This window comes from Streptococcus sp. k-90, from assembly GCF_013277565.1.
Classification (GTDB): Bacteria; Bacillota; Bacilli; order Lactobacillales; family Streptococcaceae; genus Streptococcus.
In genome coordinates this window covers 158,236-180,174 of sequence record NZ_VMNE01000006.1, presented here as the reverse complement: position 1 = coordinate 180,174, position 21,939 = coordinate 158,236, and the positions used below count along the sequence as shown (strand labels likewise).

Sequence of the window (21,939 nt, the reverse complement as noted above, 5' to 3'; positions counted from 1 at the left end):
GACGGGCGCTATGGCGCACGAAGTAAGCGCCACCTAGCGCCCGTCTGCTTGGTATATGGACTAACGGGTTACTACGACCCCGTTAGTCCAATAATCAATAATCACAGAAATATCAAAAAAGCGTCTTCCACCTTCCGAAAGAACCCTTCTAAATCTCCTTATAGATAGAAATACAATTTGAAAGCGAGGTATGTTGTATATGTCAAAAGAACAACGTTCCAACAAGTGGGCTTTTCTTTTCTACAGAGAGAGCGCCCCAGAAAACTATTTAGAAATCCTTGAAGACCTTCATATTCCCTTTATCTTATCCCCTTGGCACGATAAAGACGTTAATAGAAGAACAGGGGAACTTAAAAAAGCTCATAAGCATGGCGCCTTTTTCTTCGATTCACTCAAAAGTTATTCTCAAGTATCTGAACTCATCAAGGATAAATTAAAGGGACCTGCTCATGTAGAACCTATTATGTCTCCAAAAGGGATGTATGACTACTTTGTCCATGCGGAGAATCCTGAGAAAAGTCCGTACGATATCAAAGATATAGAAATTGGATGCGGATTTGAATTGGATAAATTCCTCATAAACCATAACAACGATGATTTTCTATCAACTATTATTGACGTGATAGACAAGAATAATTTCACTGAATTTAATCATCTGGTTAGGTATGCGAGAGAAGAAAATCCGACCTTATTAAGACTTATCGTAGATAAAACTTACTTTTTTGCCAAGTATTTAGATTCACGAAGGTATAGTACAGATAAAAGCAAAATAACTTCATCAAAAGCTCCCTTGACGAATACTCCTAATAAAACTAGAGACATCATATCAGACTCTACTTTAATAGAAGTATAACGGAGGAAAAGCTATGCAAGTAATCTTACCAGATGAACAAATTCATCAAATTCAACTTTTACTCTCTAATCTTATAAAGAAAGAAATCAGAGAGCAATTAGACAAGAGCGGTATCGATAGTCCCTATTTGAACAAACAACAAGCTTGTAACTATTTAGGTATATCAAATAATACACTGGATTCTTGGATTGTAAAAGGCTTACCCAAAATCAAAATCGGTAAAACGATTCGATTCCATAAAGACGCTATCGATCAATGGCTAAACTTACATAACTAGAAATATCAAGATTTTTGTTTTATAATAGTCATGATATTTTCTGGTTCGATACACAAGGAGAATATCATGACTATCACTAAAACACAAAATGGTACTTATCGTTTAAAAATCTACATTCCAATAGATGCACGAATGCCACTTGGCATCGTCAACAACAACTATTACGATAAACGATTCAAAACAAGAAAGGAGGCAAGACAAGCAGAAATAGACTTGCTTACCAAGTTAAATCAAATTGAAGATAATGAATTTACTGGATTAGGTAAAGGAGAAATCCTTTTCTCAGACTTCTATCATAATATTTGGTGGGATTCCTACAAATCAGGACAAACAACATCTACTGTTAAACCACCAAGTAAGTCAACTATCTCTAATACTAAAACTTGTTTCGAAAGACATATATTGCCACTTCTTGGAAATTATACAATACAGTTTCTAAATCAAAACAAGCAGGTTATTTTAAACCTTATGACAGCAAAAGCTAACGAATATGCGAACTTTAAATCTTTACGTAGCTATGTGATTTCTATTTTTGATTGGGCAGAAGAACTTGAATATATAGAAGCTAATAAAGTTGCCAAAATATTAAGAAGAATAAAAGCCACTAAAAAGATTCAACTTGATGAGTCCAAGAGAGAGGAAGATTTATATCTGACACACGAGCAACTACAAGACTGGTTCTTAGCCTTTCAAAAAGATTTAGAGGACGAAAAGATTTCACTCAAAGATTATGTCCTATTCTATCTCACATTCTTTTTAGGGGATAGAAAGTCTGAATCCTATGCGCTACAATGGAAACATATTGACTTTGATAAATCGCAAATTCAATTACTCCAAGCATTAGATAGATATGGAGAAGTAAAATCAACAAAAAGCAACAAGAAAACTGTCTTTTCTGTTTCAGGTGACTTACTCCAATTGCTCAAAAATTGGAAAGAACAACAAAGATATGAATTAGCAAAGTTCGGCATCATCAGTAATCCAGAACAATTTGTTTTTACATATATCGACACAAAAGGAAACATCAACAAGCCTTTACATGCTGACTATCTGAACAATAAAATGAAAAGTATTAGAAAGCGACATAAAGAACTAGCACACGCTACACCACATAAACTGCGACATACAGGAGCAACGCTGGCTAAACAAGCAGGAATGAGCTTAGAAGCTATTTCTGAAGCACTAACACACAGCGATACAGGTACAACTCAAATTTATGTCAATACTTCTAACGTTGTTCCTATGACCGTTGGTGAATTTGCTTTAAAGTCTCTAAAACAATAAGGTAAAAATAAGGTGAACTTTGAGGTGAATTTTTTAAAAAAAGACGAAAAAAACACCCATAAGGTAAACTTTTGGGTGCTTTGAAACGTTGATATAATCGTATTGATTAACGTTTTGAGAATTGTGATGCTTTACGAGCTTTCTTAAGACCTGGTTTCTTACGTTCAACTTTACGTGAGTCACGTGTAAGAAGTCCTGCGCGTTTCAATGAATCGCGGAAGTCTGGGTCTACTTGAAGAAGGGCACGAGCGATACCGTGACGGATAGCTCCTGATTGACCAGCGTATCCACCACCTACAACGTTAACGAAAACGTCGTATGAACCTACAGTTGAAGTAACTGCGAATGGTTGGTTGATGACAAGACGAAGGTCAGCGTGTGGGATGTACTCTTCAACATCTTTTTTGTTAACAGTGATTTTACCAGTTCCTGGAACAAGGCGAACGCGTGCAACAGCGTTTTTACGACGTCCAGTACCTGCATATTGTGCTTGTGACATACTTTATTGTTCCTTTCCTTAGATAAGTCCTGAAATATCAAGAACTTCTGGTTGTTGTGCAGCGTGAGTGTGCTCAGCTCCAACAAATACTTTCAACTTCATACCTTGAGCGCGTCCAAGAGTATTGTGTGGAAGCATACCTTTAACTGATTTCTCGATCAAACGTACTGCATTTTTAGAACGAAGTTCACCTGCAGAGATTTGTTTCAATCCACCTGGGTGGTTTGAGTGAGTGTAGTAGATTTTATCAGTTGCTTTTTTACCAGTCAATTTAACTTTTTCAGCATTGATAACAATCACAAAGTCACCTGTATCAGTGTGTGGTGTAAATGTTGGTTTGTTTTTTCCGCGAAGTACGCTAGCAACTACTGCAGAAAGACGTCCAAGTGGTACATCAGTTGCGTCAACTACGTACCATTTACGTTCAACTTGGCCTGGTTTAGCCATAAATGTTGTTTTGTTCATGATTTCTCCTATATATAGTTCGATTTTTGTTTACGGTGATGGGTGTTCCTTCCCATCGAAAAGTATTTGGAAGGTTCCGGGGCCTTTCAAATGGGGTAAACAATACCGCTTACTATAATACCAAATTTCACCCCTAAAAGTCAATAGATATGAAAAATATTTTTCTAAATTCCACTCTTTTTGTCTCTAAAAAACCTCGCTTTCGCGAGGCTCTTCTATTTATAAGCTAAGGCACGTTTAAAGGTTTTCCAAGGACCTAAGTCATCTGTCTGCAGAACGAGACTAGCATACATACGTCCGATAAATCCTGTTGCTACCACCGCAAAAATCACTGTAATAGCAAGTGAAAGCCAAGCCTCTAACCCATTTGCATAGCCATTAATGGCTCTAAATGGCATGAAGAAAGTCGAAATAAAGGGAATATATGAACCAATCTTCAAGAGGAGATTGTCACCAGCTGCACCCAGAGCTGTCACTCCAAAAAAACCACCCATAATCAAAATCATCAAAGGAGATAAGGCTTTTCCTGCGTCCTCAGGACGAGAAACCATAGAACCTAGGAAGGCAGCCAAGACGACGTACATAAAGAGACTTATCAAAATAAAGAGCAAGGTATTCAGTGAGAAGGCATCTCCCAAGTGATCCAAAACACCAGACTGAGCCAAGAATGGTAAATCTTTAAAGAGCAAGATGGCTACCAGACCACCTACAACATAGATCCCAATATGCGTTAAAATCACTAGAAACAGAGCCATCATCCGTGCATAGAAATAGTGACTAGCCCTTATGCTAGAAAAGACGACTTCCATAATTTTGGTGCCTTTTTCACTGGCAACTTCCTGAGCCGTCACACCCGCATAGGTAATCAGAATCATATAAAGAAAGAATCCTAAAGCGCCTGCTGCAATTGTTTGAATAAACTTTTTATTTTCCTTGGCTTCATCAATCTTTTCTGTGAATTGAATTGTCTGCGCTAAGCGTTTTTCCTGCTCTTGAGACAAGGAAGCAGTTGAACGATTAAGCTGATTTTGCAGTTCGTTGAGTGTACCTGTAACTGCAAATTTAATTCCGTTTTCAAGCGATGTTTCGCCATGATAAACAGCCTTTAAGACACTATCCTCTTGGTCAATGGTCAGATAGCCTTTTAATTTTTCATCTTTAATCGCTTCTTTGGCACTTGCTTCGTCTTTATAGTCAAAGTTAACACCATTTACATTCTTCAGTCCTTCTGCTACAGATGGCACTGTTGTCACTACTGCCACTTTATCATTTTTAGCCATTGAGGAGCCTTGGAGATAGGCAATTCCTACAGAGATTCCTAAAAAGAGAAACGGCGAAATCACCATAAAGAAGAAACTCCACGATTTGACATGTCGAAGATAGGTTTCCTTGATTACAACCCACATATTTCTCATACTTCCACCCCTGATTCTAGTTTAAAGATTTCATCGATTGTTGGCGCTTGCTGATCAAAAGTTGCGATATATTGACCTTGAGTCAAGATTGGGAAGAGTTCCCTACCAGCACTTTCATCCTCCAAGATCAATTTCCAACTGCCTTGTTTGGTCAAGCTCACCTGTTTGACATGAGGAAGATTTTCCAATTCTTCCTTGCTTCGTTCACTTGAAACAAAGAGACGCGTTTTCCCGTATTGATTCCGGACATCCTGGACTGGTCCATGCAAGACCACACGGCCATCTCGGATCATCAGAATATCATCACAAAGCTCCTCGACGTTAGTCATGACATGGTCAGAAAAGATAATGGTTGCTCCACGCTCTTTTTCCTGAAAAATGACTTGCTTGAGCAATTCTGTATTGACTGGGTCCAATCCACTGAAAGGCTCATCCAAGATAATCAAGTCTGGCTCATGAATCAGAGTAATGATGAGCTGAATCTTCTGCTGATTTCCTTTTGACAGACTCTTAATTTTATCTGTCAGCTTCCCTTTCACTTCCAACCTCTTCATCCATTGAGGGAGTTTTTCCTTGATTTCTTTGGCATCCATGCCCTTTAGAGTCGCCAAATAGCGAACTTGTTCAAGGACTGTCAATTTAGGCATGAGACTGCGTTCTTCAGGCAGATAGCCAATCCGAACGTAGGTTTCCTGACGAATATCCTGACCATCTAGACTGATTTCTCCCTGGTATTCTAAAAATTTCAAAATACTGTGGAAAATCGTTGTCTTCCCAGCACCGTTTTTTCCGACTAGTCCTAAAATACGACCTGGTCGCGCTTGAAAGTCAATACCAAACAAAACTTGCTTGGATCCAAAACTTTTCTCTAGACTTCTTACTTCTAGCATCTTTCACCTCCGAAATGTCTTGCACTCATTATACTCCTTTTTGATATCCTTTACAATGCTTTCCGTCCATTTTTATAAGACTAATGCTATGTAAAATATGGCCTGGAGCACTTTTATACTCAATGAAAATCAAAGAGCAAACTAGGAAGCTAGCCGTAGGCTGCTCAAAGCACTGCTTTGAGGTTGTAGATAGAACTGACGAAGTCAGTAACATATATATACGGCAAGGCGAAGCTGACGTGGTTTGAAGAGATTTTCGAAGAGTATTAGTGATAAATCCATTATACAGTAGCAAACTCGATTTATCACCTCCGCTCCTCAACTGTCTATTTTTAATCCTGAATTGTTACTTGAAAAGAAAAAATCCACCCCGAAGGATGGATTGATACTTTAACGCACTTCTGCATTGACTTTTTCTTCGAGAGACGCTTGGATTTTTTCCATATAGCGTGCGACTTCTTCGTCCGTTAAGCTGTCTTCTGGATTTTGGAAAGTCAAGCTATAAGCCATTGACTTCATACCAAGTCCCAATTTTTCGCCTGAGAAAACGTCAAAGAGTTTGATATCTGTCAAACGTTTCACACCGGCAGCTTGGATAGCGTCCACAACTTCTTGGTGAGTCACTTCTGCCTTAAGGAGAAGGGCAACGTCACGGCTAACTGCTGGGAATTTAGTAATTTCTACAAATGGATTAGCAGGTTGAAGCGCAGTTTCGATAGCTGAAAGGCTGAGCTCAGCCACATACGTTTCTGGAATATCGTAAGCCTTAGCAGTGACTGGATGCACTTGGCCAAGGAAACCAAGAACTTGATCACCGAGTGAAATCATAGCTGTACGACCTGGGTGAAGGCTAGCGATTTCAGATGTTGCCGTATAGGTTACTTGGAGTCCCAAACGAGCAAAGAGGGCTTCAAGGATTCCTTTAGCATAGAAGAAATCAACTGGAACTGCTGCTGTTTGGAAATCTTTTTCAGCAACCAAGCCTGTCAAGGCAAAGGCAAAGCTATTAATCTCATTTGGAAGTTCTTCTTTTGGATTGCCAGTTTGTTCAAAGACTTTTCCGATCTCGTAAAGGGCCAAGTTTTTATTCTTACGAGCTACGTTATAAGCCACCGTATCAAGGATACCAGAAATCATATTTTGACGGAGGACAGAACGATCCACGGTCATTGGCCACATGAGTTCAGTAAGGTTACTTGGTTGAGCCGTAAACTCAACTGCTTTTTCAGGAGTTGTTAGAGCATAGGTGATGATTTCTGTCAAACCTGCTCCTTCAGCAATAGTACGAACTTGACGGCGGAGTTTTTGTGTGGCTGTCAATTCACCAGCTGTACCATCATCTTTTGGAAGGCTGGTTGGCAAGCGGTCATAACCATAGATACGAGCGATTTCTTCAAAGAGGTCTGCCTCGATTGTGATATCCCAACGGCGACGTGGGACGCTGACTGTAAAGCTATCTGCATTTCCAGAAAGGCCAAAGCCAAGACGACGGAAGACATCTTCGACATCAGCATATGAAAGTTCCGTACCAAGGACACGATTAACGTCTGAAAGAGTCGAAGAAACCTCCACATCTGAAGTATCAAGCTGGCCTGCTGAAATGATTCCCTTACGCACCGTCGCACCTGCAAGTTCTGCAATCATGCTAGCCGCCGCATCAAGGGCTTCGTTAACAGTTGCCACATTGATGCCTTTTTCAAAGCGAGAAGATGACTCAGAACGAAGGTTGAGGCGACCACTGGTCTTGCGGATAGATTTTCCGTTGAAGACTGCAGCTTCAAGGACGACACGACTAGATTTATCAGAGATTTCTGTTGCTTGACCGCCCATGACACCTGCAAGGGCTACTGGCTTGTCTGCGACAGTGATAACTAAGTCATTCACGTCCAAGTCACGTTCTTCGCCATCCAAGGTCACCAATTTTTCACCAGCGTGCGCTTCACGCACACGGATGTCACTCCCTTCAAAGGTATCCAAGTCAAAGGCGTGCATTGGTTGACCAAAGTAGAGAAGGATGTAGTTGGTCACGTCCACTACGTTATTGATTGGACGGATTCCTTCGTTCATGAGAAGGTTTTGCAACCATTGTGGACTTGGTGCGATAGTCACATTATCCAAGATACGAGCGGCATAGTAAGGCGCTTTGTCTGTCTCAATGCTGACAGAAAGGGCATCTGCCGCAGCTTCATTAGTTTCTGTTAGAGTAAATTCTTTAAAGTTGACTGCCTTATCATAAATAGCTGCCACTTCGTGAGCCACTCCACGCATAGAAAGGGCATCTGCACGGTTGGGTGTAATAGAAAGTTCGATGATTTCATCATCCAAGTCTAGATATGAGAAGACTTCCTCACCTGGAACGGCATTTTCTGGCAAGATTTGGATGCCATCTGCGAATTCCTTTGGCACAACTGAGTCAGAAATTCCCAATTCACCAAGTGAACAGATCATTCCAAGTGACTCAAGACCGCGGATTTTCCCTTTTTTGATCTTGTAATTGTCAGCGATGCGAGCTCCTGGAAGAGCCACCATAACCTTGATACCAGCACGCACATTCGGTGCACCACAGACGATTTGACGGGCTTCTTCTTCGCCAACGTTAACCTGACAAACATGGAGGTGAGTTTCTGGCACATCTTCGCAAGACAAGACCTCACCGACGACAATTTTTGAGAGACCAGCAGCAGGTGATTCCACACCTTCGACCTCGATCCCTGTGGTTGACATTTTTTCAGCCAACTCTTGTGATGGCACAGCAATGTCCACCAATTCTTTTAACCATTTATAAGATACAAGCATAATTTAGTTTTCCAGAATGACAGTTGTCACTCTAGTTATTTTCCTTTCCTATCATTTCAATAGAAGAATCATCTTCTTACCTTAATTTCTTTTTCAGTAACCAATCTGTATCTACTTTTTGACCAACCATAAAATGATGTTGGCTAAATTTTTCAAAACCATATCGATTATAAAATGCTTGAGCTTTTGTATTATGCTCCCAAACACCTAACCAAGCCCAAGAAAAACTATTTTTTGTAGCAAGTTCAAGAGCGAATCCAAACAATTGCTTACCTAGTCCAAATCCTTGGAATTTTTGTAGCACATAGAGGCGTTGAATTTCAAAAGCATCCTCTAATTCTCTCTCAGTCTGAGCACTTCCCCAGTTGACTTTGAGAAAACCAGCTATCTCCTCTTCATGCATAATGAAATAGGTTTCGGATTCTGGATTTTCCAACTCAGTTGACAAAACTCTCAGACTATAAGACTCTTCAAAGTATTCCTGTAACTGCTCTTCCGTATTATCATGAGCAAATGTTTCACTAAAGGTTTGTTTGGCAATTTTGGACAACACCCCAACATCTGCCTTTTCTACTTTTCTAATCATTATTTAAACTGTTCTGAGAAGCGGACATCTCCTTGGTAGAATCCACGGATATCGTTGATTCCGTAACGGAGCATAGCTACACGCTCTTGTCCAAGACCAAAGGCAAATCCAGAGTAAACAGTCGCATCGATACCACTCATTTCAAGGACACGTGGGTGAACCATACCGGCACCCATAATTTCGATCCAACCTGTTTTCTTACATACATTACAGCCTTCTCCACCACACTTGAAGCAAGAAACATCCACCTCAACAGATGGCTCTGTGAATGGGAAGTAGGATGGACGCAAACGAATTTGACGCTCTTCACCGAACATTTTTTGCACAATCAACTGAAGCGTTCCTTGAAGGTCTGCCATAGAGATGTTTTTCCCAACTACCAAGCCTTCAATTTGGTGGAACTGGTGACTGTGAGTCGCATCGTCTGTGTCACGACGGAAGACACGCCCTGGTGAGATCATTTTCAAAGGACCTTTTGAAAAATCATGAGCGTCCATAGCACGCGCTTGAACTGGAGACGTGTGGGTACGGAGCAAGATTTCTTCTGTGATATAGAATGTGTCCTGCATATCACGGGCTGGGTGGTCTTTGGGAAGGTTCATACGTTCAAAGTTATAGTAGTCTTGCTCTACTTCAAAACCATCCACGACTTGGTAACCCATCCCAATGAAAATATCTTCGATTTCTTCACTGGTTTGTGTGAGGACATGACGGTGACCAGTCGCAACTGGACGACCTGGAAGGGTCACATCGATACTCTCACTTGCTAATTGAGCTGCAACTTTCTTTTCTTCCAAAAGCTTAGCAGTTTCTTCAAAAGCTGCTGTCAAGACATCACGCGCTTCATTGACATGTTTCCCGATAATCGGACGCATCTCAGCAGAGACATCTTTCATCCCTTTGAGGATTTCAGTGAGCGATCCCTTTTTACCAAGGACAGAGACACGCAAATCTTGCATCTCTTTTTCATTTTCAGCAGTAATCTGCTTCAAGCTAGCCAGCGTTTCTTCACGAAGCGCTTTTAATTGTTCTTCAATAGTTGACATAATTCCTCCATCAGTCGCTCGTAGATAAAAAGAAAACCACATGCCAAAAACTCCACTCGGAGCGTTGACACGCGGTACCATCCGTTTTCATCTGACAAGTCAGACCTTCATTTCTAAATCCATGCGCAAGTGAATTCACCCAGCTTTCATATAAAGAGCTTGCAGTCACGGCTCTCCTCCCTGATATACTTCCCTTGAGTTACTAGTCTTGCAGATTTCTATTCAATTACTACATAGTTTATCAGATTTTGAGTTAAAAAACAAGTTAGATTAGACTAATTTCAATACAAAACTCGTTCCTTTTTCTGTTGCTCCATTTTCCACAAATCCAAGCGACTTGAAACAGCGCCTAGATACATGATTGTAAGTGTAGATTTCCTTGACTCTCAATTCTTTCCATCCTTTTATTCGAGCCAATTCAATCAAAGTACTTAGGATCTTTTTTCCAAGTCCTCGATGTTGGTAAGCGGGATTTCCAATCACAATGGGGAGATTGTCCTGAGATAGTGTAACATCCCCAATTGGAAACCATTCACCCTTCTCCTTGACTTCAATCCAAAAAAGCTCACCATGCTGATCCAAATAGGAATACATGGCTTCCAAAGTTTCTTGACTATAAGGAAGCTTCACCCCATCTACGAGGTGAACCAAGTTCACATCCTGATACCAAGCAAGAGCTTCTTCACAATGATTGACCTTATAATAAGGAACAAGACGCAGTGAATTATCTATTTGTAGGGTCTGTTTCATCTGCTTTCCTTTTCAACAAAAGAGTTGCTGCTTGATTAAAACCATCACACCAGTTATACCATTTTGCTTCATACTCATCTTGAGCTAAGATATGATTTTTTAAATCCAGAACAGAGTAAATTTTTCTTTCTTCGCAGGCTTGCGCATAGAGATGATATAGTTCATCACCACCATCTCTATCCCACTCAGCAGAAATCGTATCCCGACCTGCCAATAAAGCCTGATAAGCCCTGTGATGCCCATCTGTAATCAACAAGCAATCTCCAAAGGCAAGAATACTGATTGGATCGACTTGGATTGTTTCTGCCGACTGGTAAAGCATCTGAATATCTTGCAACTTCTTTTCTGATAAGTATAGTTGAGTCGGATGAAGATCTGCTATATTGACTTTCATTTCTTTCTCCTCAAAGGAATTTGATAGTCACTTCTGCTTGCCTTTAAATCGCCATTGGAAGCGGAGCTTGTCATAGAAGGGAAATTCGATAAACAATACTCCCAAGCCCACACAGAGACTGGCAAGAACGTCTGATGGGTAATGAACTCCCAGATAGACCCTTGATACCAACACACTGACTAGGTAGATAACAAGGACGATTTGCACGATTTTTCTCCAGACTGGATCTTTCATCCGTTGACTGAGAATGACAATCAGAGAACCGACCATCAAGGTTACAGCCAGAGAATGGCCACTTGGAAAGGAAAATCCCTTCTCCTCAACCAAGTGTAAAATAGCTGGTCGTGGGCGCTGGTAAATATTTTTAAAGGTCACGATTAAAAGACCTGCCAAAGCCAGATTTCCCAGCATGAAGAAACTTTCTATCTTCCACCGCTTACGATAAAAGACAAAAGCTGTAATGACAACCCAAGTGATAATCACTGGGATATCAATCAAGCGTGTGATGGCCCTGAAAAGAATAGTCAAGTAATCTGGCAAGTCTCCTCGAACGGCAGTCTGTATCGGTTGGTCAAAACCGACCAGCGTTTCAGGGTAAAATTTGACCATGTAGCCAAGAATAACGAAAAGTAAAAGGGCAAAACTGCCCTTCATTAAAAATGTTTGTTTATCTCTCATAATGTTTTAAGGTTGGTTTCAAGAGAACATACAACAACCAGAATGAAACGGAAAAGATTACACCCTCAATCAAGTTAAAAGGTAATACCATGGTCATTAGGTAGTTGGAAAGTCCCAAAATTTTTCCAATATCAAAGTTAGCAAACTTAGCGTACAAAGGAACAGCATAAACATAGTTGAGAACCAACATAGCCACGGTTAAACCAATAGTCCCAGCTAGAGAGCCTAGTAGGAAACGAAGAGTTGTCCGTTCCTTTTTCCAAATCAAAGCAAATACGATGACAAAAACTCCCAAAGCTACGATATTCATCGGCAAACCAATGTAAGTATTCACTCCTTGACTATTAAGAAGCAATTTCAAGAGTGAGCGAAGCAAGAGAATTCCTAGAGCAGCAGGCAAATCCATGACCACCAGACCCACAAGGACTGGCAAGATACTAAATTCGATCTTGAGGAAGGACGCCGCTGGCAAAAGCGGAAAGTCAAAGTACATCAGCACAAATGAGATGGCTGATAGAATCGCAATGGTCGAAAGTCGACGTGTGTTTGTCATAACAGGTTCCTCCAATTTTCTATAAAATCAGAAGAAGTTAGAAAGGATTCCCCTATCTATTCTCACTTTTTATACCCCAAAAGTTCCCTCGCACTCTATTGAGCAAACGGTTACAATTTAGCTATAAATCTATCAGAACAGACAAAGCTATTCTTTCGTCTTCTCCCATCCAGACTATACTGTCGGTTGTGGAATCTCACCACATCAGCTTGCGCTCGCGGACTTATTTGGCTAAGATATTTTAGATTTATCTAGGCGTCGCAGTCGAAGATAATACTTAAAGTATATCGAGACAAGACAACGACGAGAAAACTAAAATAGATAGTCAAATTTACCGCCGGTCGGGAATTTCACCCTGCCCTGAAGACTCTTTTATCATAACAAAAAACGCTTGCAAGCGCAAGCATTTTGTTCATTTTCATTTTCATTTTTTATTTCAATTTATCCACTTCATAGGTATGAATGAGCTCAAGACCTGCAAAGTTCTGCTGGCGGAGGGCTTCGTAGACAATCATGCAGACGGTATTAGACACATTGAGACTGCGGACATGTTCATCATTCATAGGAATACGGAGAGCTTTCTCAGGATGTTCGCGCATAAAGTCCTCAGGCAAACCCTTGTCTTCACGTCCAAAGAGAAAATAATGGTCTTCATCAGTCGATAAATCCACCTCAGAATAGACTTTTTCCGCGAATTTCGAAATCAGATAGAGTTTGCCCTTCATCTGAGACATGAAATCCTCCAAACTCTCGTAAAAATAAATCTCTAGTTTATCCCAATAATCCAACCCAGCTCGCTTCATCTTGCGGTCATCAATAGGAAAGCCCATTGGCTTGATGATATGGAGGGGAGAATTGGTCGCAGCGCAAGTACGCGCGATATTGCCTGTATTTTGTGGAATTTGAGGTTCAAATAATACAATGTGATTTGTCATGACTTGCTTCCTTTCACCATTGCAAAAAAATAGCCACACTGCCCGGAGTCAAGCTCAGCAAACAGCGTGGTTAAGGCATCGTTAACTTACCTCACAACAGGTTTGAAGTAAATCAGCGAAACTACTTTCTTAGTATAACACTTTCAGAATCATTGTCAATAGAAACGACTTGATTTTTTCAATTTTTTCAAGCTATTTCCAAGGGTTTCTAGGAGAAAATTCTTAAATATCTGCAAAAATTGCTTACTCTTTTATACCTATCTGTGGACTGGGAATGATGATATTATGGCCTCGTTATCTCAAACACTGCCGTATGAATCCACTCGTTATGCATTTCAAAGTCATTCTCTATAATTCTACTAAAGGTGAAACCGTTTTTTAAAAGCACTCTCTGAGAGGCCAGATTGTCCGTTGCCGTCCCTGCGATAATCCTATGTAAACCATAGGTAGTAAAGGCCTTTTCTAAAACAAGGTTAACCGCTTCGCTTGCATATCCTAAATTAGTAACATTTTCTCCAATCCTATATCCAAGTTCTGCTGTTTTTCTATCTTTCCCTAAAACACTTAAATTAACTCTTCCAACCATAACGCCTTGTGCATCTCTAATAAGATGCATGTAGACATCCCGATTCTCTTGTTCCCTTAACAATTCCCTTGTATTTTCTTTAAAAACTTCTAACTCAAAATAGTTAGCTGGTCTAGGAGGTAAATTCCGCTCAAAATACTCTCGATTCTCTTTTTCAAAAAATAGACATCTAGACTACTTGCTTCAGACAACAGCTCTAAACTAATCATTATAAATCATCTCCAGTCATCATATACATTCAACATTTTCCCATGTTTACACAAAATGAAATTAACACGATTTAAATAAGTACTTTTACTATTTTATGTTGTCTCTACATTATGACACTGAACTTAGTTGAAAATGATTATATTTGAATAACTTTGATTTTGTAGTGTAAATTCTACTATAAAATATGCAAACTAATTCATGTTTTGTCAAAAATTTCAAGCATACAATTATTAACTTTATTTCTCATACAATCTATCAATAAAAAGCTATAGAATAATTTCTCTTTACTTCTTTAATGAAAACTTTGACAATACTATTTCCAAGGGTTGTAAAATCGTCCCTGATTCTGCAAGATAAGTAGTAAACTAGCTACTAAAAACAAGACTGCCAAGAGCAAGGTAAGATAGTCTCCTTTTTTCAAGGCCTGATAACTATACCAAGTGCGTTTTTTCTCTTTCCCAAAGCGGCGAAGCTCCATGGCGGTCGCAATGGTATCAATGCGTTCTAGCGAGCTAAAAATCAAGGGAGTGATAATGCGCAGATTGCCTTTGATTCGTTGCATAAGAGAAGCTTTCTTGGATAATTCCATCCCACGCGCCTCCTGAGACATCTTGATGGTAAAGAATTCTTCCTGCAAATCTGGAATATAGCGCAAGGTCAGGCTGACTGAATAGGCAATCTTGTAAGGCACACCAATTTGATTTAAACTGGAAGCAAACTGACTAGGATGGGTTGTCATCAAAAAGATAATAGCCAGAGGAATGGTACAAAGGTACTTAATGACCAGATTTAGCAGATAAAAGAGCTCTTGACTGGTCAGAGTGTAGACACCGATTCCCTGCCAAATCACACTTCTCTCTCCATAAAGTCCAACCCCATACTCGGGAGAAAAGAGATAGACCATCAAGACGTTTAAAACGGCAAATACCGTCGCAAAAACGGCTACAAAGGAAACATCTTTAAAACGGATTTCTGACAAATAGAGGAGAAAGACCGAAAAGATGGCAATCAGAACAAGCAGTCTGGTATCATAGCTAATCATGGCCGCCAATGACACGAGGATGAAAAAGAGAAGTTTTCCAGCTCCTGACAAGCGATGAATCACAGTATCTCTATACTGGTAACCAATTAATTTAGCTTGCATCCTTCTCTCCTTTCTTTGTAAAATGCCGTTAAAGCAAGTGGATCCACATCTAGTTTCTTGGCCAAGTTAAAGATAGAGGTCTCTTTTAGATTGGCTTTTACTAACAGCTCAGGATTGCTCAAAAGACTAGCCGGATCAGTATCGGCAATCAATTCCCCATCCACCATGACAAGTGCCCGGTCTGAATAATCCAGCATCAATTGCATATCATGAGTAATCATAACAATCGTGTGCCCTTTTTGATGCAACTTCTCGAGAAATTCCATAATCTCAGTATAGTTCTTCTGGTCTTGACCCGCAGTCGGTTCATCTAAGAGGATGATTTCAGCTCCCAAGACCAAAATCGATGCAATGGTGACACGTTTTTTCTGGCCAAATGACAGGGCAGAAATGGGCCAATTGCGGAATTCATAAAGACCACAGATTTTCAAGGTTTCATAGACTCTCGTTTCAATTTCCTGCTCGTCCACACCTCGCAAACGTAGCCCCAGAGCCACCTCATCAAAAATCATGTTGGTTGAAATCATTTCATTGGGATTTTGCAGCACATAGCCTACTCGTTCTGCCCGCTCTGCAACAGAATCTCCTTTTATATCTTGTCCTTCCCACAGATAGCGACCTTCAGTCTGAATAAAACTACTTAAGGCCTTGGCTAGGGTTGATTTCCCAGCTCCATTTTTTCCGACAATGGCAATCTTTTCACCCTTTTTAATATCCAAATGTAGGGACTTTAAAATCGGTCTATCATCATAAGAAAAAGACACATCCTCTAGTCTAAAGAGTGACTGCAATTCTGGCGTCTCTTTTACTAGTTCCGTCTGCAACTGAACCTGACCTTTTGAGATGGACAAGTTATCCAGATCTGCTAATTGTTCTTCCTTATTTAAATCCACACCCAATTGACGGAGAGTGGTGAGATAAAGGGGTTCTCGAATTCCATTTTGTGTCAATAAATCAGTCGCCAGTAACTGGTCAGGACTCCCATTAAAGAGGATACGACCATCGTTTATCAAGACAATCCGATCCACAGGGCGATGCAGAACATCCTCCAAACGGTGCTCGATAATAAGTGTCGTCGTCCCCTCCTCCTTATGAATCTGGTCAATCAATTCGATAATATCCTGACCTGACTTGGGATCAAGATTGGCGAGTGGCTCATCAAACAATAGAATGGGACTTTCATCAATCAAGACACCAGCCAAACTGACACGTTGCTTTTGTCCACCTGACAAATCCTGGGGACGCTGAGCTAGTAAAGGGAGAAGATCCAGCTTTTCAGCCCATTTATGAACACGATTTTTCATCTCTTCTAGAACTGTCACATCATTTTCCAGAGCAAAAGCCAAATCTTCTGCCACAGACAAGCCAATAAACTGCCCATCTGTATCCTGCAAAACTGTGCTAACCAGATGAGACTTATCATAGATGCTCATATCAAAGGCTACTTGACCCTTGATCAAAAATTCTCCAGACGTCTGCCCCTTGTAAATATTGGGAATAATCCCGTTCAAGCACTGACCCAAGGTAGACTTACCTGACCCAGATGGTCCAACAATTAAGACTTTCTCTCCCTTGTAAATAGTCAAATCCACCCCTTGCAAGGTCGGTTCTTGTTGCGTTTCATACTGGAAAGAGAAATCCTTCCACTCAATTATAGCTTCTTTCATCTTACTCTCTTCATTCGCTTCTTCTACTCAATGAAAATCAAAGAGCAAACCAAAAAGCTAGCCGTAGGTTGCTCAAAGCACTGTTTTGAGGTTGCAGATAGAGCTGACGCGGTTTGAATTAGATTTTCGCAGAGTATTAGACTTCTATTTTATCATAAATTAACCCCTTCTTGCAGACTCTTCTCTTAAAAACTTAGCGCCAAAAAGATTCCTATCCTAGCTTGCTTACCTAACTAATCTATAAACATCGAAAAAGACTGGTTGTCCAGCCTTTTTCCTTATGTTAATCCTTTTTCAAACTTCCTGAACGAATCTGTGTACGTGAATAAGCTAGCAAGAGAAGGGTACCTGCGATAGCTATAGTTACAGCGTTAGCAATACCTGCAACAATCCCTTGAGCAAATACTTTTTCTGCCGCTTCTTGATATATCACAACATCTCCAAGTGGTGCCAAGACACCCCAAACAAGAGCATTTGCAACAATCTGAATGAGATTAAAGAAGACAATATCCTTCAACTCAAAAACACCCTGTGTTACTCGAATGTATTTTCTAAAGAGTCCTACAGCTAGACCAAAGAGCCCACTAGCAATAATCCAAGTCCACCACAGACCGTAGCCAGCAATAGCGTCCTTCACTGCATGCCCAATTAAGCCAACAAGTAGTCCCACTAGAGGACCAAAAATGATAGACAAGAGGCTCTGTACCGCATACTGAAGCTGGATACTTGTATTTGGAACAGGTGTCGGAATGCTGATCATCCCGATGACAACAAAGAGCGCAGCTCCAACACCGATAGCAACAACTTGTTTAATTGATTGATTTTTCATCTATATTCTCCTATTTTATGATTCTATTTTCTTTATTTCAATGGTCCAAGATGAACCGACACCCACATTATAGGCCTTGGCAAAAGAACCTTGGTTGATAGCCAAACCTAAACGATAGAGAGAGTTGATGTAAAGGATGGGTTGCCCAATTCTCACATCTGCAAATGATTTGCCATAGACAACCTGATTTTGATAGACCAGCATATCAGCGTGATAGATAGTCACTTCAAAACGGTCACCAAATTCTGGTTCCAGTTTGTAAAACTCTTCTCGTGTGATAGAGGTCCAAAGCGAGCCGAAACGTACATCCAGAATATCAATAGCTCCCTTCACCAAATGGTCTTCAATGATGGTCTCTACGACTGGAAGCTCCACAATCTGATCCACACTGAGCTCTGGCCCCACTTCCTCAAAAGTAATGTGACCACTGGCTAATTTAGCTCCAGTATAAGCATAAACATCACGACCGTGGAAGGTATAAGAATGCTCTGTGTTTTGACGTCTATTGGCTACCTCAGAAATTTCACGAATGGCTACAATACCAACGTGTTTCTTAATAAAAGAAAGAGTCCCATTGTCTGGCGTGACAATGTATTGATTTTTTGCAGTCTTGGCAACCACACTCTTACGTTTTGATCCGACACCTGGATCGACAACCGATACAAAAGTCGTTCCCTCAGGCCAGTAATCCACCGTCTGAAAGAGACGATAGCTCCCCTCAAAAATATTATAAGGCGTGATATCGTGCGTCAAATGATGAATTTTTAAGGTTGGAGACTCTTCTAAAGCCACTCCAATCATAGCCGATACCGCACCATCAACCAGACCAAAGTCTGATTGTAATACCAGTAAATTATTATTCATTTTATCTCCTTGTATATCCTTTATCATACCATATTTCAGAGAAAGTCGCTAATAGCTATTTTAATTGATTAGGGTATAGTTTTACCTTATAGCAAATTTCCTACTAAAAGCTCTTGTTATTAGCTAGTAGGTGCATTTTTTCTTGAAAAAAGGTATGATAGTTACATCATGAAAAAGTAGGTTTTAATATGAAAATTATCCTTGTCGGAGGGGGTAAAGTTGGTTTTGCCCTCTGTCGCTCCTTGGTTGCAGAAAAGCATGATGTTTTGCTGATTGAGCAAGACGAAGCAGTCCTCAATCATATTGTCAATCGCTTTGATATCATGGGTATCCTTGGCAACGGAGCTGATTTTGCCATTCTTGAGCAAGCCAGTGTCCAAGATTGTGACATCTTTATCGCCCTGACTGAGTACGATGAAGTAAACATGATTGCAGCCGTTCTAGCTAAAAAAATGGGGGCTAAAGAAACCATCGTTCGGGTGAGGAATCCTGAATACTCTAATTCTTATTTCAAAGAAAAGAATATTCTCGGTTTTTCTCTTATCGTTAACCCTGAGCTCTTGGCCGCCCGCGCTATCGCCAATATCATTGACTTCCCCAACGCCCTATCTGTCGAACGCTTTGCTGGTGGACGCGTTAGCCTCATGGAATTTATCGTCAGATCCACTAGCGGTCTTTGCCAAATGCCCATTTCTGATTTTCGGAAAAAATTTGGCAATGTCATTGTCTGTGCGATAGAGAGAGAGCATCAAATTATCATCCCAAGTGGTGATATGACCATACAGGATAAAGATAGAATATTTGTCACCGGTAACCGTGTTGATATGATGCTCTTTCATAATTATTTCAAATCTCGTGCTGTAAAGAGCCTTCTCATAGTTGGAGCAGGTAGAATTGCCTATTATCTACTAGGGATTCTCAAAGACAGTCGGATCGATACCAAAGTCATCGAGATTAACCCTGAAAGGGCACGTTTCTTTAGTGAGAAATTCCCTAATCTCTACATCGTTCAAGGAGATGGGACAGCAAAAGATATCTTGCTAGAAGAAAGTGCCCAAAACTATGATGCAGTAGCAACCCTAACAGGAGTTGACGAAGAGAATATTATTACTTCTATGTTCCTAGATAGTGTCGGGGTGCAAAAAAATATTAGCAAGGTTAACAGAACTAGTCTCCTTGAAATTATTCATGCGCCTGATTTCTCAAGCATTATCACTCCGAAAATCATCGCTGTAGATACAATCATGCACTTTATTCGTGGCCGTGTTAATGCCCAATATTCAGACCTTCAAGCCATGCACCATCTAGCCAACGGTCAAATCGAAACCCTGCAATTCCATATCAAGGAAGCCAATAAAATGACTGCCAAACCTCTTTCTCAACTGAAATTGAAAAAAGGGGTTCTTATTGCAGCCATCATTCGAAAGGGCAAGACTATTTTCCCAACTGGGGAGGATATGTTGGAAGTCGGAGACAAGCTCCTAGTAACAACCTTGTTGCCAAACATCACCAAGATTTATGATTTGATTGCGAGGTAAGAAATGAATAAAAGTATGATTCGTTACCTCCTTTCAAAGTTACTTTTGATTGAAGCTGTTCTTCTCTTGGTTCCTGTTGCGATTGCTGTCTATTACCATGAGTCAAGCCAAGTCTTTACAGCCCTCTTTACGACAATTGGGATTCTCGTATTACTGGGTGGTTCAGGAATTTTACAAAAACCAAAAAATCAACGGATTTACGCCAAGGAGGGAATCTTGATTGTTGCCCTCTGTTGGATTCTTTGGTCTTTCTTTGGGGGGCTCCCCTTTGTTTTTACTGGGCAAATTCCCAGCCTTATCGATGCCTTTTTTGAGATTAGTTCTGGCTTTACAACTACTGGAGCAACTATTCTAAACGATGTTTCGGTTCTCAGTCGCTCCCTCCTCTTCTGGAGAAGTTTTACCCACTTGATTGGAGGGATGGGAGTACTGGTTTTTGCACTTGCTATTATGGATAATGCCAAAAACAGCCACCTAGAGGTAATGAAGGCTGAGGTTCCTGGCCCCGTATTCGGTAAGGTTGTATCCAAGCTAAAAAACACCGCTCAGATTCTATATCTCCTTTATCTAGCCCTCTTTTCCCTTTTTGTGATTATCTACTATCTAGCCGGTATGCCTCTCTACGATAGTTTTGTTATCGCTATGGGGACTGCAGGTACCGGGGGATTCACCGTCTATAACGACGGAATTGCCCACTATGGTAGCTCACTGATTACCTATCTAGTTAGTATCGGAGTTCTGGTTTTTGGGGTAAATTTCAACCTCTACTACTACCTCATGCTCCGTCGCGTCAAAGCCTTCTTTGGAGATGAAGAACTTCGTGCCTACTTGGTCATCGTTCTAATTTCTACAGGCTTGATCAGCCTCAATACCCTCTATCTCTACCCAGGATTTTCTAAGAGTTTTGAAATGGCCTTCTTCCAGGTTTCCAATATCATTACAACAACTGGTTTTGGATACGGAGATATTACCAATTGGCCCCTCTTCTCCCAGTTTATCCTCCTCTTTCTCATGGGAATCGGTGGCTCTGCTGGATCAACCGCAGGTGGACTCAAGGTTATTCGAGGCCTCATCCTTTCAAAAATTGCCAAAAACCAAATTTTGTCAATTCTATCGCCCCACCGTGTGTTGACCCTCCATGTTAATAAAACGGTTATTGACAAAGATACCCAGCATAAGATTCTCAAGTACTTTGTCATCTATGCTATGATTTTACTAGTACTCATCTTTATTGTCAGCCTAGATAGCAATGATTTCCTGGTTGTGACCAGCGCTGTCTTTAGCTGTTTCAATAATATCGGGCCTATTCTAGGAACCACTTCTAGTTTCTCAATCTTTAGTCCTATCTCAAAAATCCTCCTCTCCTTTGCAATGATTGCAGGTCGCTTGGAGATTTACCCAATCCTACTTCTCTTTATGAAGAGGACCTGGTCTAAGAGATAAAATAAAGCCACACCTTGTTTCTTACAAAGTGTGGTGTTTTTATTTTCATACTCTTCGAAAATCTCTTCAAACCACGTCAGCTTCGCCTTGCCGTAGGTATGGTTACTGACTTCGTCAGTTCTATCCACAACCTCAAAACAGTGTTTTGAGCTGACTTCGTCAGTCTTATCTACAACCTCAAAGCAGTGCTTTGAGCAACCTGCGGCTAGCTTCCTAATTTACTCTTTGATTTTCATT

At 40.5% G+C, this 21,939-nt stretch carries 21 protein-coding genes, 1 pseudogene and 1 riboswitch; of the genes and pseudogenes, 5 read left to right on the top strand and 17 right to left on the bottom strand.

Annotated elements, in window-relative coordinates; translation table 11 throughout:
• Window positions 1-199: 199 nt before the first annotated feature.
• The 3 genes from HT734_RS03120 to HT734_RS03110 all read left to right on the top strand — a co-directional run bounded on the left by HT734_RS03120 (window position 200) and on the right by HT734_RS03110 (window position 2,414).
• Window positions 200-853, top strand: coding sequence for a replication protein (locus tag HT734_RS03120; protein ID WP_000032482.1), 654 nt, complete (start codon window positions 200-202; stop codon window positions 851-853).
• Between the two features lie 13 nt (window positions 854-866).
• A complete protein-coding gene (locus tag HT734_RS03115) occupies window positions 867-1,130 on the top strand; it encodes a helix-turn-helix domain-containing protein (protein ID WP_001196067.1) in 264 nt (87 codons plus the stop codon).
• A 66-nt stretch (window positions 1,131-1,196) separates the two neighbouring features.
• Window positions 1,197-2,414, top strand: coding sequence for a site-specific integrase (locus HT734_RS03110; RefSeq protein ID WP_000156559.1), 1,218 nt, complete (start codon window positions 1,197-1,199; stop codon window positions 2,412-2,414).
• A 106-nt stretch (window positions 2,415-2,520) separates the two neighbouring features.
• On the opposite strand, the gene rpsI is transcribed toward HT734_RS03110, so the two are convergent.
• From rpsI to HT734_RS03025, 17 genes and pseudogenes are all read right to left on the bottom strand, one after another.
• A complete protein-coding gene (gene rpsI / locus HT734_RS03105) occupies window positions 2,521-2,913 on the bottom strand; it encodes a 30S ribosomal protein S9 (protein ID WP_000075973.1) in 393 nt (130 codons plus the stop codon).
• Window positions 2,914-2,931: 18 nt separating this feature from the next.
• Window positions 2,932-3,378, bottom strand: a complete 447-nt coding sequence (gene rplM, locus HT734_RS03100) for a 50S ribosomal protein L13 (RefSeq protein ID WP_001044624.1) — start codon at window positions 3,376-3,378, stop codon at window positions 2,932-2,934.
• Window positions 3,379-3,593: 215 nt separating this feature from the next.
• Window positions 3,594-4,793 carry an ABC transporter permease gene (locus HT734_RS03095; protein ID WP_153226283.1) on the bottom strand — a complete coding sequence of 400 codons (1,200 nt, stop codon included), beginning with the start codon at window positions 4,791-4,793 and terminating at the stop codon, window positions 3,594-3,596.
• Window positions 4,790-5,683: an ABC transporter ATP-binding protein gene (locus tag HT734_RS03090; protein ID WP_173277593.1), complete on the bottom strand. Its 894-nt coding sequence runs from the start codon at window positions 5,681-5,683 to the stop codon at window positions 4,790-4,792. Before HT734_RS03090 ends, HT734_RS03095 begins: the two co-directional genes overlap by 4 nt.
• 390 nt (window positions 5,684-6,073) lie before the next feature.
• A complete protein-coding gene (pheT, locus tag HT734_RS03085) occupies window positions 6,074-8,479 on the bottom strand; it encodes a phenylalanine--tRNA ligase subunit beta (RefSeq protein ID WP_173277594.1) in 2,406 nt (801 codons plus the stop codon).
• Between the two features lie 76 nt (window positions 8,480-8,555).
• Window positions 8,556-9,065, bottom strand: a complete 510-nt coding sequence (locus HT734_RS03080; RefSeq protein ID WP_000619938.1) for a GNAT family N-acetyltransferase — start codon at window positions 9,063-9,065, stop codon at window positions 8,556-8,558.
• Window positions 9,065-10,111, bottom strand: a complete 1,047-nt coding sequence (gene pheS, locus HT734_RS03075; protein ID WP_000103743.1) for a phenylalanine--tRNA ligase subunit alpha — start codon at window positions 10,109-10,111, stop codon at window positions 9,065-9,067. Before pheS ends, HT734_RS03080 begins: the two co-directional genes overlap by 1 nt.
• A gap of 270 nt (window positions 10,112-10,381) precedes the next feature.
• Entirely contained in the window at window positions 10,382-10,831 is a 450-nt protein-coding gene (locus HT734_RS03070) for a GNAT family N-acetyltransferase (RefSeq protein WP_025171197.1), read from the bottom strand.
• Window positions 10,832-10,835: 4 nt separating this feature from the next.
• A complete protein-coding gene (locus HT734_RS03065; RefSeq protein ID WP_000867293.1) occupies window positions 10,836-11,255 on the bottom strand; it encodes a hypothetical protein in 420 nt (139 codons plus the stop codon).
• Between the two features lie 27 nt (window positions 11,256-11,282).
• The gene (locus HT734_RS03060) at window positions 11,283-11,933 is read right to left on the bottom strand and encodes a phosphatase PAP2 family protein (RefSeq protein WP_125453133.1); all 651 of its coding nucleotides are present in this window, start codon (window positions 11,931-11,933) and stop codon (window positions 11,283-11,285) included.
• Complete coding sequence (locus HT734_RS03055; protein WP_000185823.1) at window positions 11,923-12,486, bottom strand: ECF transporter S component; 564 nt, start codon at window positions 12,484-12,486, stop codon at window positions 11,923-11,925. The genes HT734_RS03060 and HT734_RS03055 overlap by 11 nt, the downstream gene beginning before the upstream one ends.
• A gap of 153 nt (window positions 12,487-12,639) precedes the next feature.
• A riboswitch (FMN riboswitch) is annotated at window positions 12,640-12,858 on the bottom strand.
• A 59-nt stretch (window positions 12,859-12,917) separates the two neighbouring features.
• Window positions 12,918-13,421, bottom strand: a complete 504-nt coding sequence (locus HT734_RS03050) for a tRNA (cytidine(34)-2'-O)-methyltransferase (protein WP_000181386.1) — start codon at window positions 13,419-13,421, stop codon at window positions 12,918-12,920.
• A gap of 283 nt (window positions 13,422-13,704) precedes the next feature.
• Window positions 13,705-14,216: pseudogene (locus HT734_RS03045) on the bottom strand (GNAT family N-acetyltransferase).
• 314 nt (window positions 14,217-14,530) lie between these two features.
• Window positions 14,531-15,361, bottom strand: coding sequence for an energy-coupling factor transporter transmembrane component T (locus HT734_RS03040; RefSeq protein ID WP_173277600.1), 831 nt, complete (start codon window positions 15,359-15,361; stop codon window positions 14,531-14,533).
• Window positions 15,346-17,028: an ABC transporter ATP-binding protein gene (locus HT734_RS03035; RefSeq protein ID WP_173277602.1), complete on the bottom strand. Its 1,683-nt coding sequence runs from the start codon at window positions 17,026-17,028 to the stop codon at window positions 15,346-15,348. The genes HT734_RS03040 and HT734_RS03035 overlap by 16 nt, the downstream gene beginning before the upstream one ends.
• A gap of 283 nt (window positions 17,029-17,311) precedes the next feature.
• Window positions 17,312-17,857, bottom strand: coding sequence for an ECF-type riboflavin transporter substrate-binding protein (locus HT734_RS03030; RefSeq protein WP_061758866.1), 546 nt, complete (start codon window positions 17,855-17,857; stop codon window positions 17,312-17,314).
• A 15-nt stretch (window positions 17,858-17,872) separates the two neighbouring features.
• Window positions 17,873-18,721 (bottom strand): S-adenosyl-l-methionine hydroxide adenosyltransferase family protein, encoded by an 849-nt coding sequence (locus tag HT734_RS03025; RefSeq protein WP_001063594.1) that lies wholly within the window; start codon window positions 18,719-18,721, stop codon window positions 17,873-17,875.
• A 188-nt stretch (window positions 18,722-18,909) separates the two neighbouring features.
• Between HT734_RS03025 and trkA the strand changes: the two genes are divergently transcribed.
• Both trkA and HT734_RS03015 read left to right on the top strand, forming a co-directional pair.
• Complete coding sequence (trkA, locus tag HT734_RS03020) at window positions 18,910-20,259, top strand: Trk system potassium transporter TrkA (protein ID WP_061758868.1); 1,350 nt, start codon at window positions 18,910-18,912, stop codon at window positions 20,257-20,259.
• Window positions 20,260-20,262: 3 nt separating this feature from the next.
• Window positions 20,263-21,702, top strand: coding sequence for a TrkH family potassium uptake protein (locus HT734_RS03015; protein WP_061758869.1), 1,440 nt, complete (start codon window positions 20,263-20,265; stop codon window positions 21,700-21,702).
• Window positions 21,703-21,939 lie beyond the last annotated feature (237 nt).

Bases quoted from the DNA above. Each gene is read 5' to 3' on its own strand.
- HT734_RS03120 (WP_000032482.1), top strand. From the start codon at position 200: ATGTCAAAAGAACAACGTTCCAACAAGTGGGCTTTTCTTTTCTACAGA.
- HT734_RS03040 (WP_173277600.1), bottom strand. From the start codon at position 15,361: ATGCAAGCTAAATTAATTGGTTACCAGTATAGAGATACTGTGATTCAT.
- HT734_RS03115 (WP_001196067.1), top strand. From the start codon at position 867: ATGCAAGTAATCTTACCAGATGAACAAATTCATCAAATTCAACTTTTA.
- HT734_RS03035 (WP_173277602.1), bottom strand. From the start codon at position 17,028: ATGAAAGAAGCTATAATTGAGTGGAAGGATTTCTCTTTCCAGTATGAA.
- rpsI (WP_000075973.1), bottom strand. From the start codon at position 2,913: ATGTCACAAGCACAATATGCAGGTACTGGACGTCGTAAAAACGCTGTT.
- trkA (WP_061758868.1), top strand. From the start codon at position 18,910: ATGAAAATTATCCTTGTCGGAGGGGGTAAAGTTGGTTTTGCCCTCTGT.
- HT734_RS03080 (WP_000619938.1), bottom strand. From the start codon at position 9,065: ATGATTAGAAAAGTAGAAAAGGCAGATGTTGGGGTGTTGTCCAAAATT.
- HT734_RS03055 (WP_000185823.1), bottom strand. From the start codon at position 12,486: ATGACAAACACACGTCGACTTTCGACCATTGCGATTCTATCAGCCATC.
- HT734_RS03095 (WP_153226283.1), bottom strand. From the start codon at position 4,793: ATGAGAAATATGTGGGTTGTAATCAAGGAAACCTATCTTCGACATGTC.
- HT734_RS03015 (WP_061758869.1), top strand. From the start codon at position 20,263: ATGAATAAAAGTATGATTCGTTACCTCCTTTCAAAGTTACTTTTGATT.
- HT734_RS03030 (WP_061758866.1), bottom strand. From the start codon at position 17,857: ATGAAAAATCAATCAATTAAACAAGTTGTTGCTATCGGTGTTGGAGCT.
- HT734_RS03110 (WP_000156559.1), top strand. From the start codon at position 1,197: ATGACTATCACTAAAACACAAAATGGTACTTATCGTTTAAAAATCTAC.
- rplM (WP_001044624.1), bottom strand. From the start codon at position 3,378: ATGAACAAAACAACATTTATGGCTAAACCAGGCCAAGTTGAACGTAAA.
- HT734_RS03090 (WP_173277593.1), bottom strand. From the start codon at position 5,683: ATGCTAGAAGTAAGAAGTCTAGAGAAAAGTTTTGGATCCAAGCAAGTT.
- pheT (WP_173277594.1), bottom strand. From the start codon at position 8,479: ATGCTTGTATCTTATAAATGGTTAAAAGAATTGGTGGACATTGCTGTG.
- HT734_RS03025 (WP_001063594.1), bottom strand. From the start codon at position 18,721: ATGAATAATAATTTACTGGTATTACAATCAGACTTTGGTCTGGTTGAT.
- HT734_RS03060 (WP_125453133.1), bottom strand. From the start codon at position 11,933: ATGAGAGATAAACAAACATTTTTAATGAAGGGCAGTTTTGCCCTTTTA.
- HT734_RS03065 (WP_000867293.1), bottom strand. From the start codon at position 11,255: ATGAAAGTCAATATAGCAGATCTTCATCCGACTCAACTATACTTATCA.
- HT734_RS03050 (WP_000181386.1), bottom strand. From the start codon at position 13,421: ATGACAAATCACATTGTATTATTTGAACCTCAAATTCCACAAAATACA.
- pheS (WP_000103743.1), bottom strand. From the start codon at position 10,111: ATGTCAACTATTGAAGAACAATTAAAAGCGCTTCGTGAAGAAACGCTG.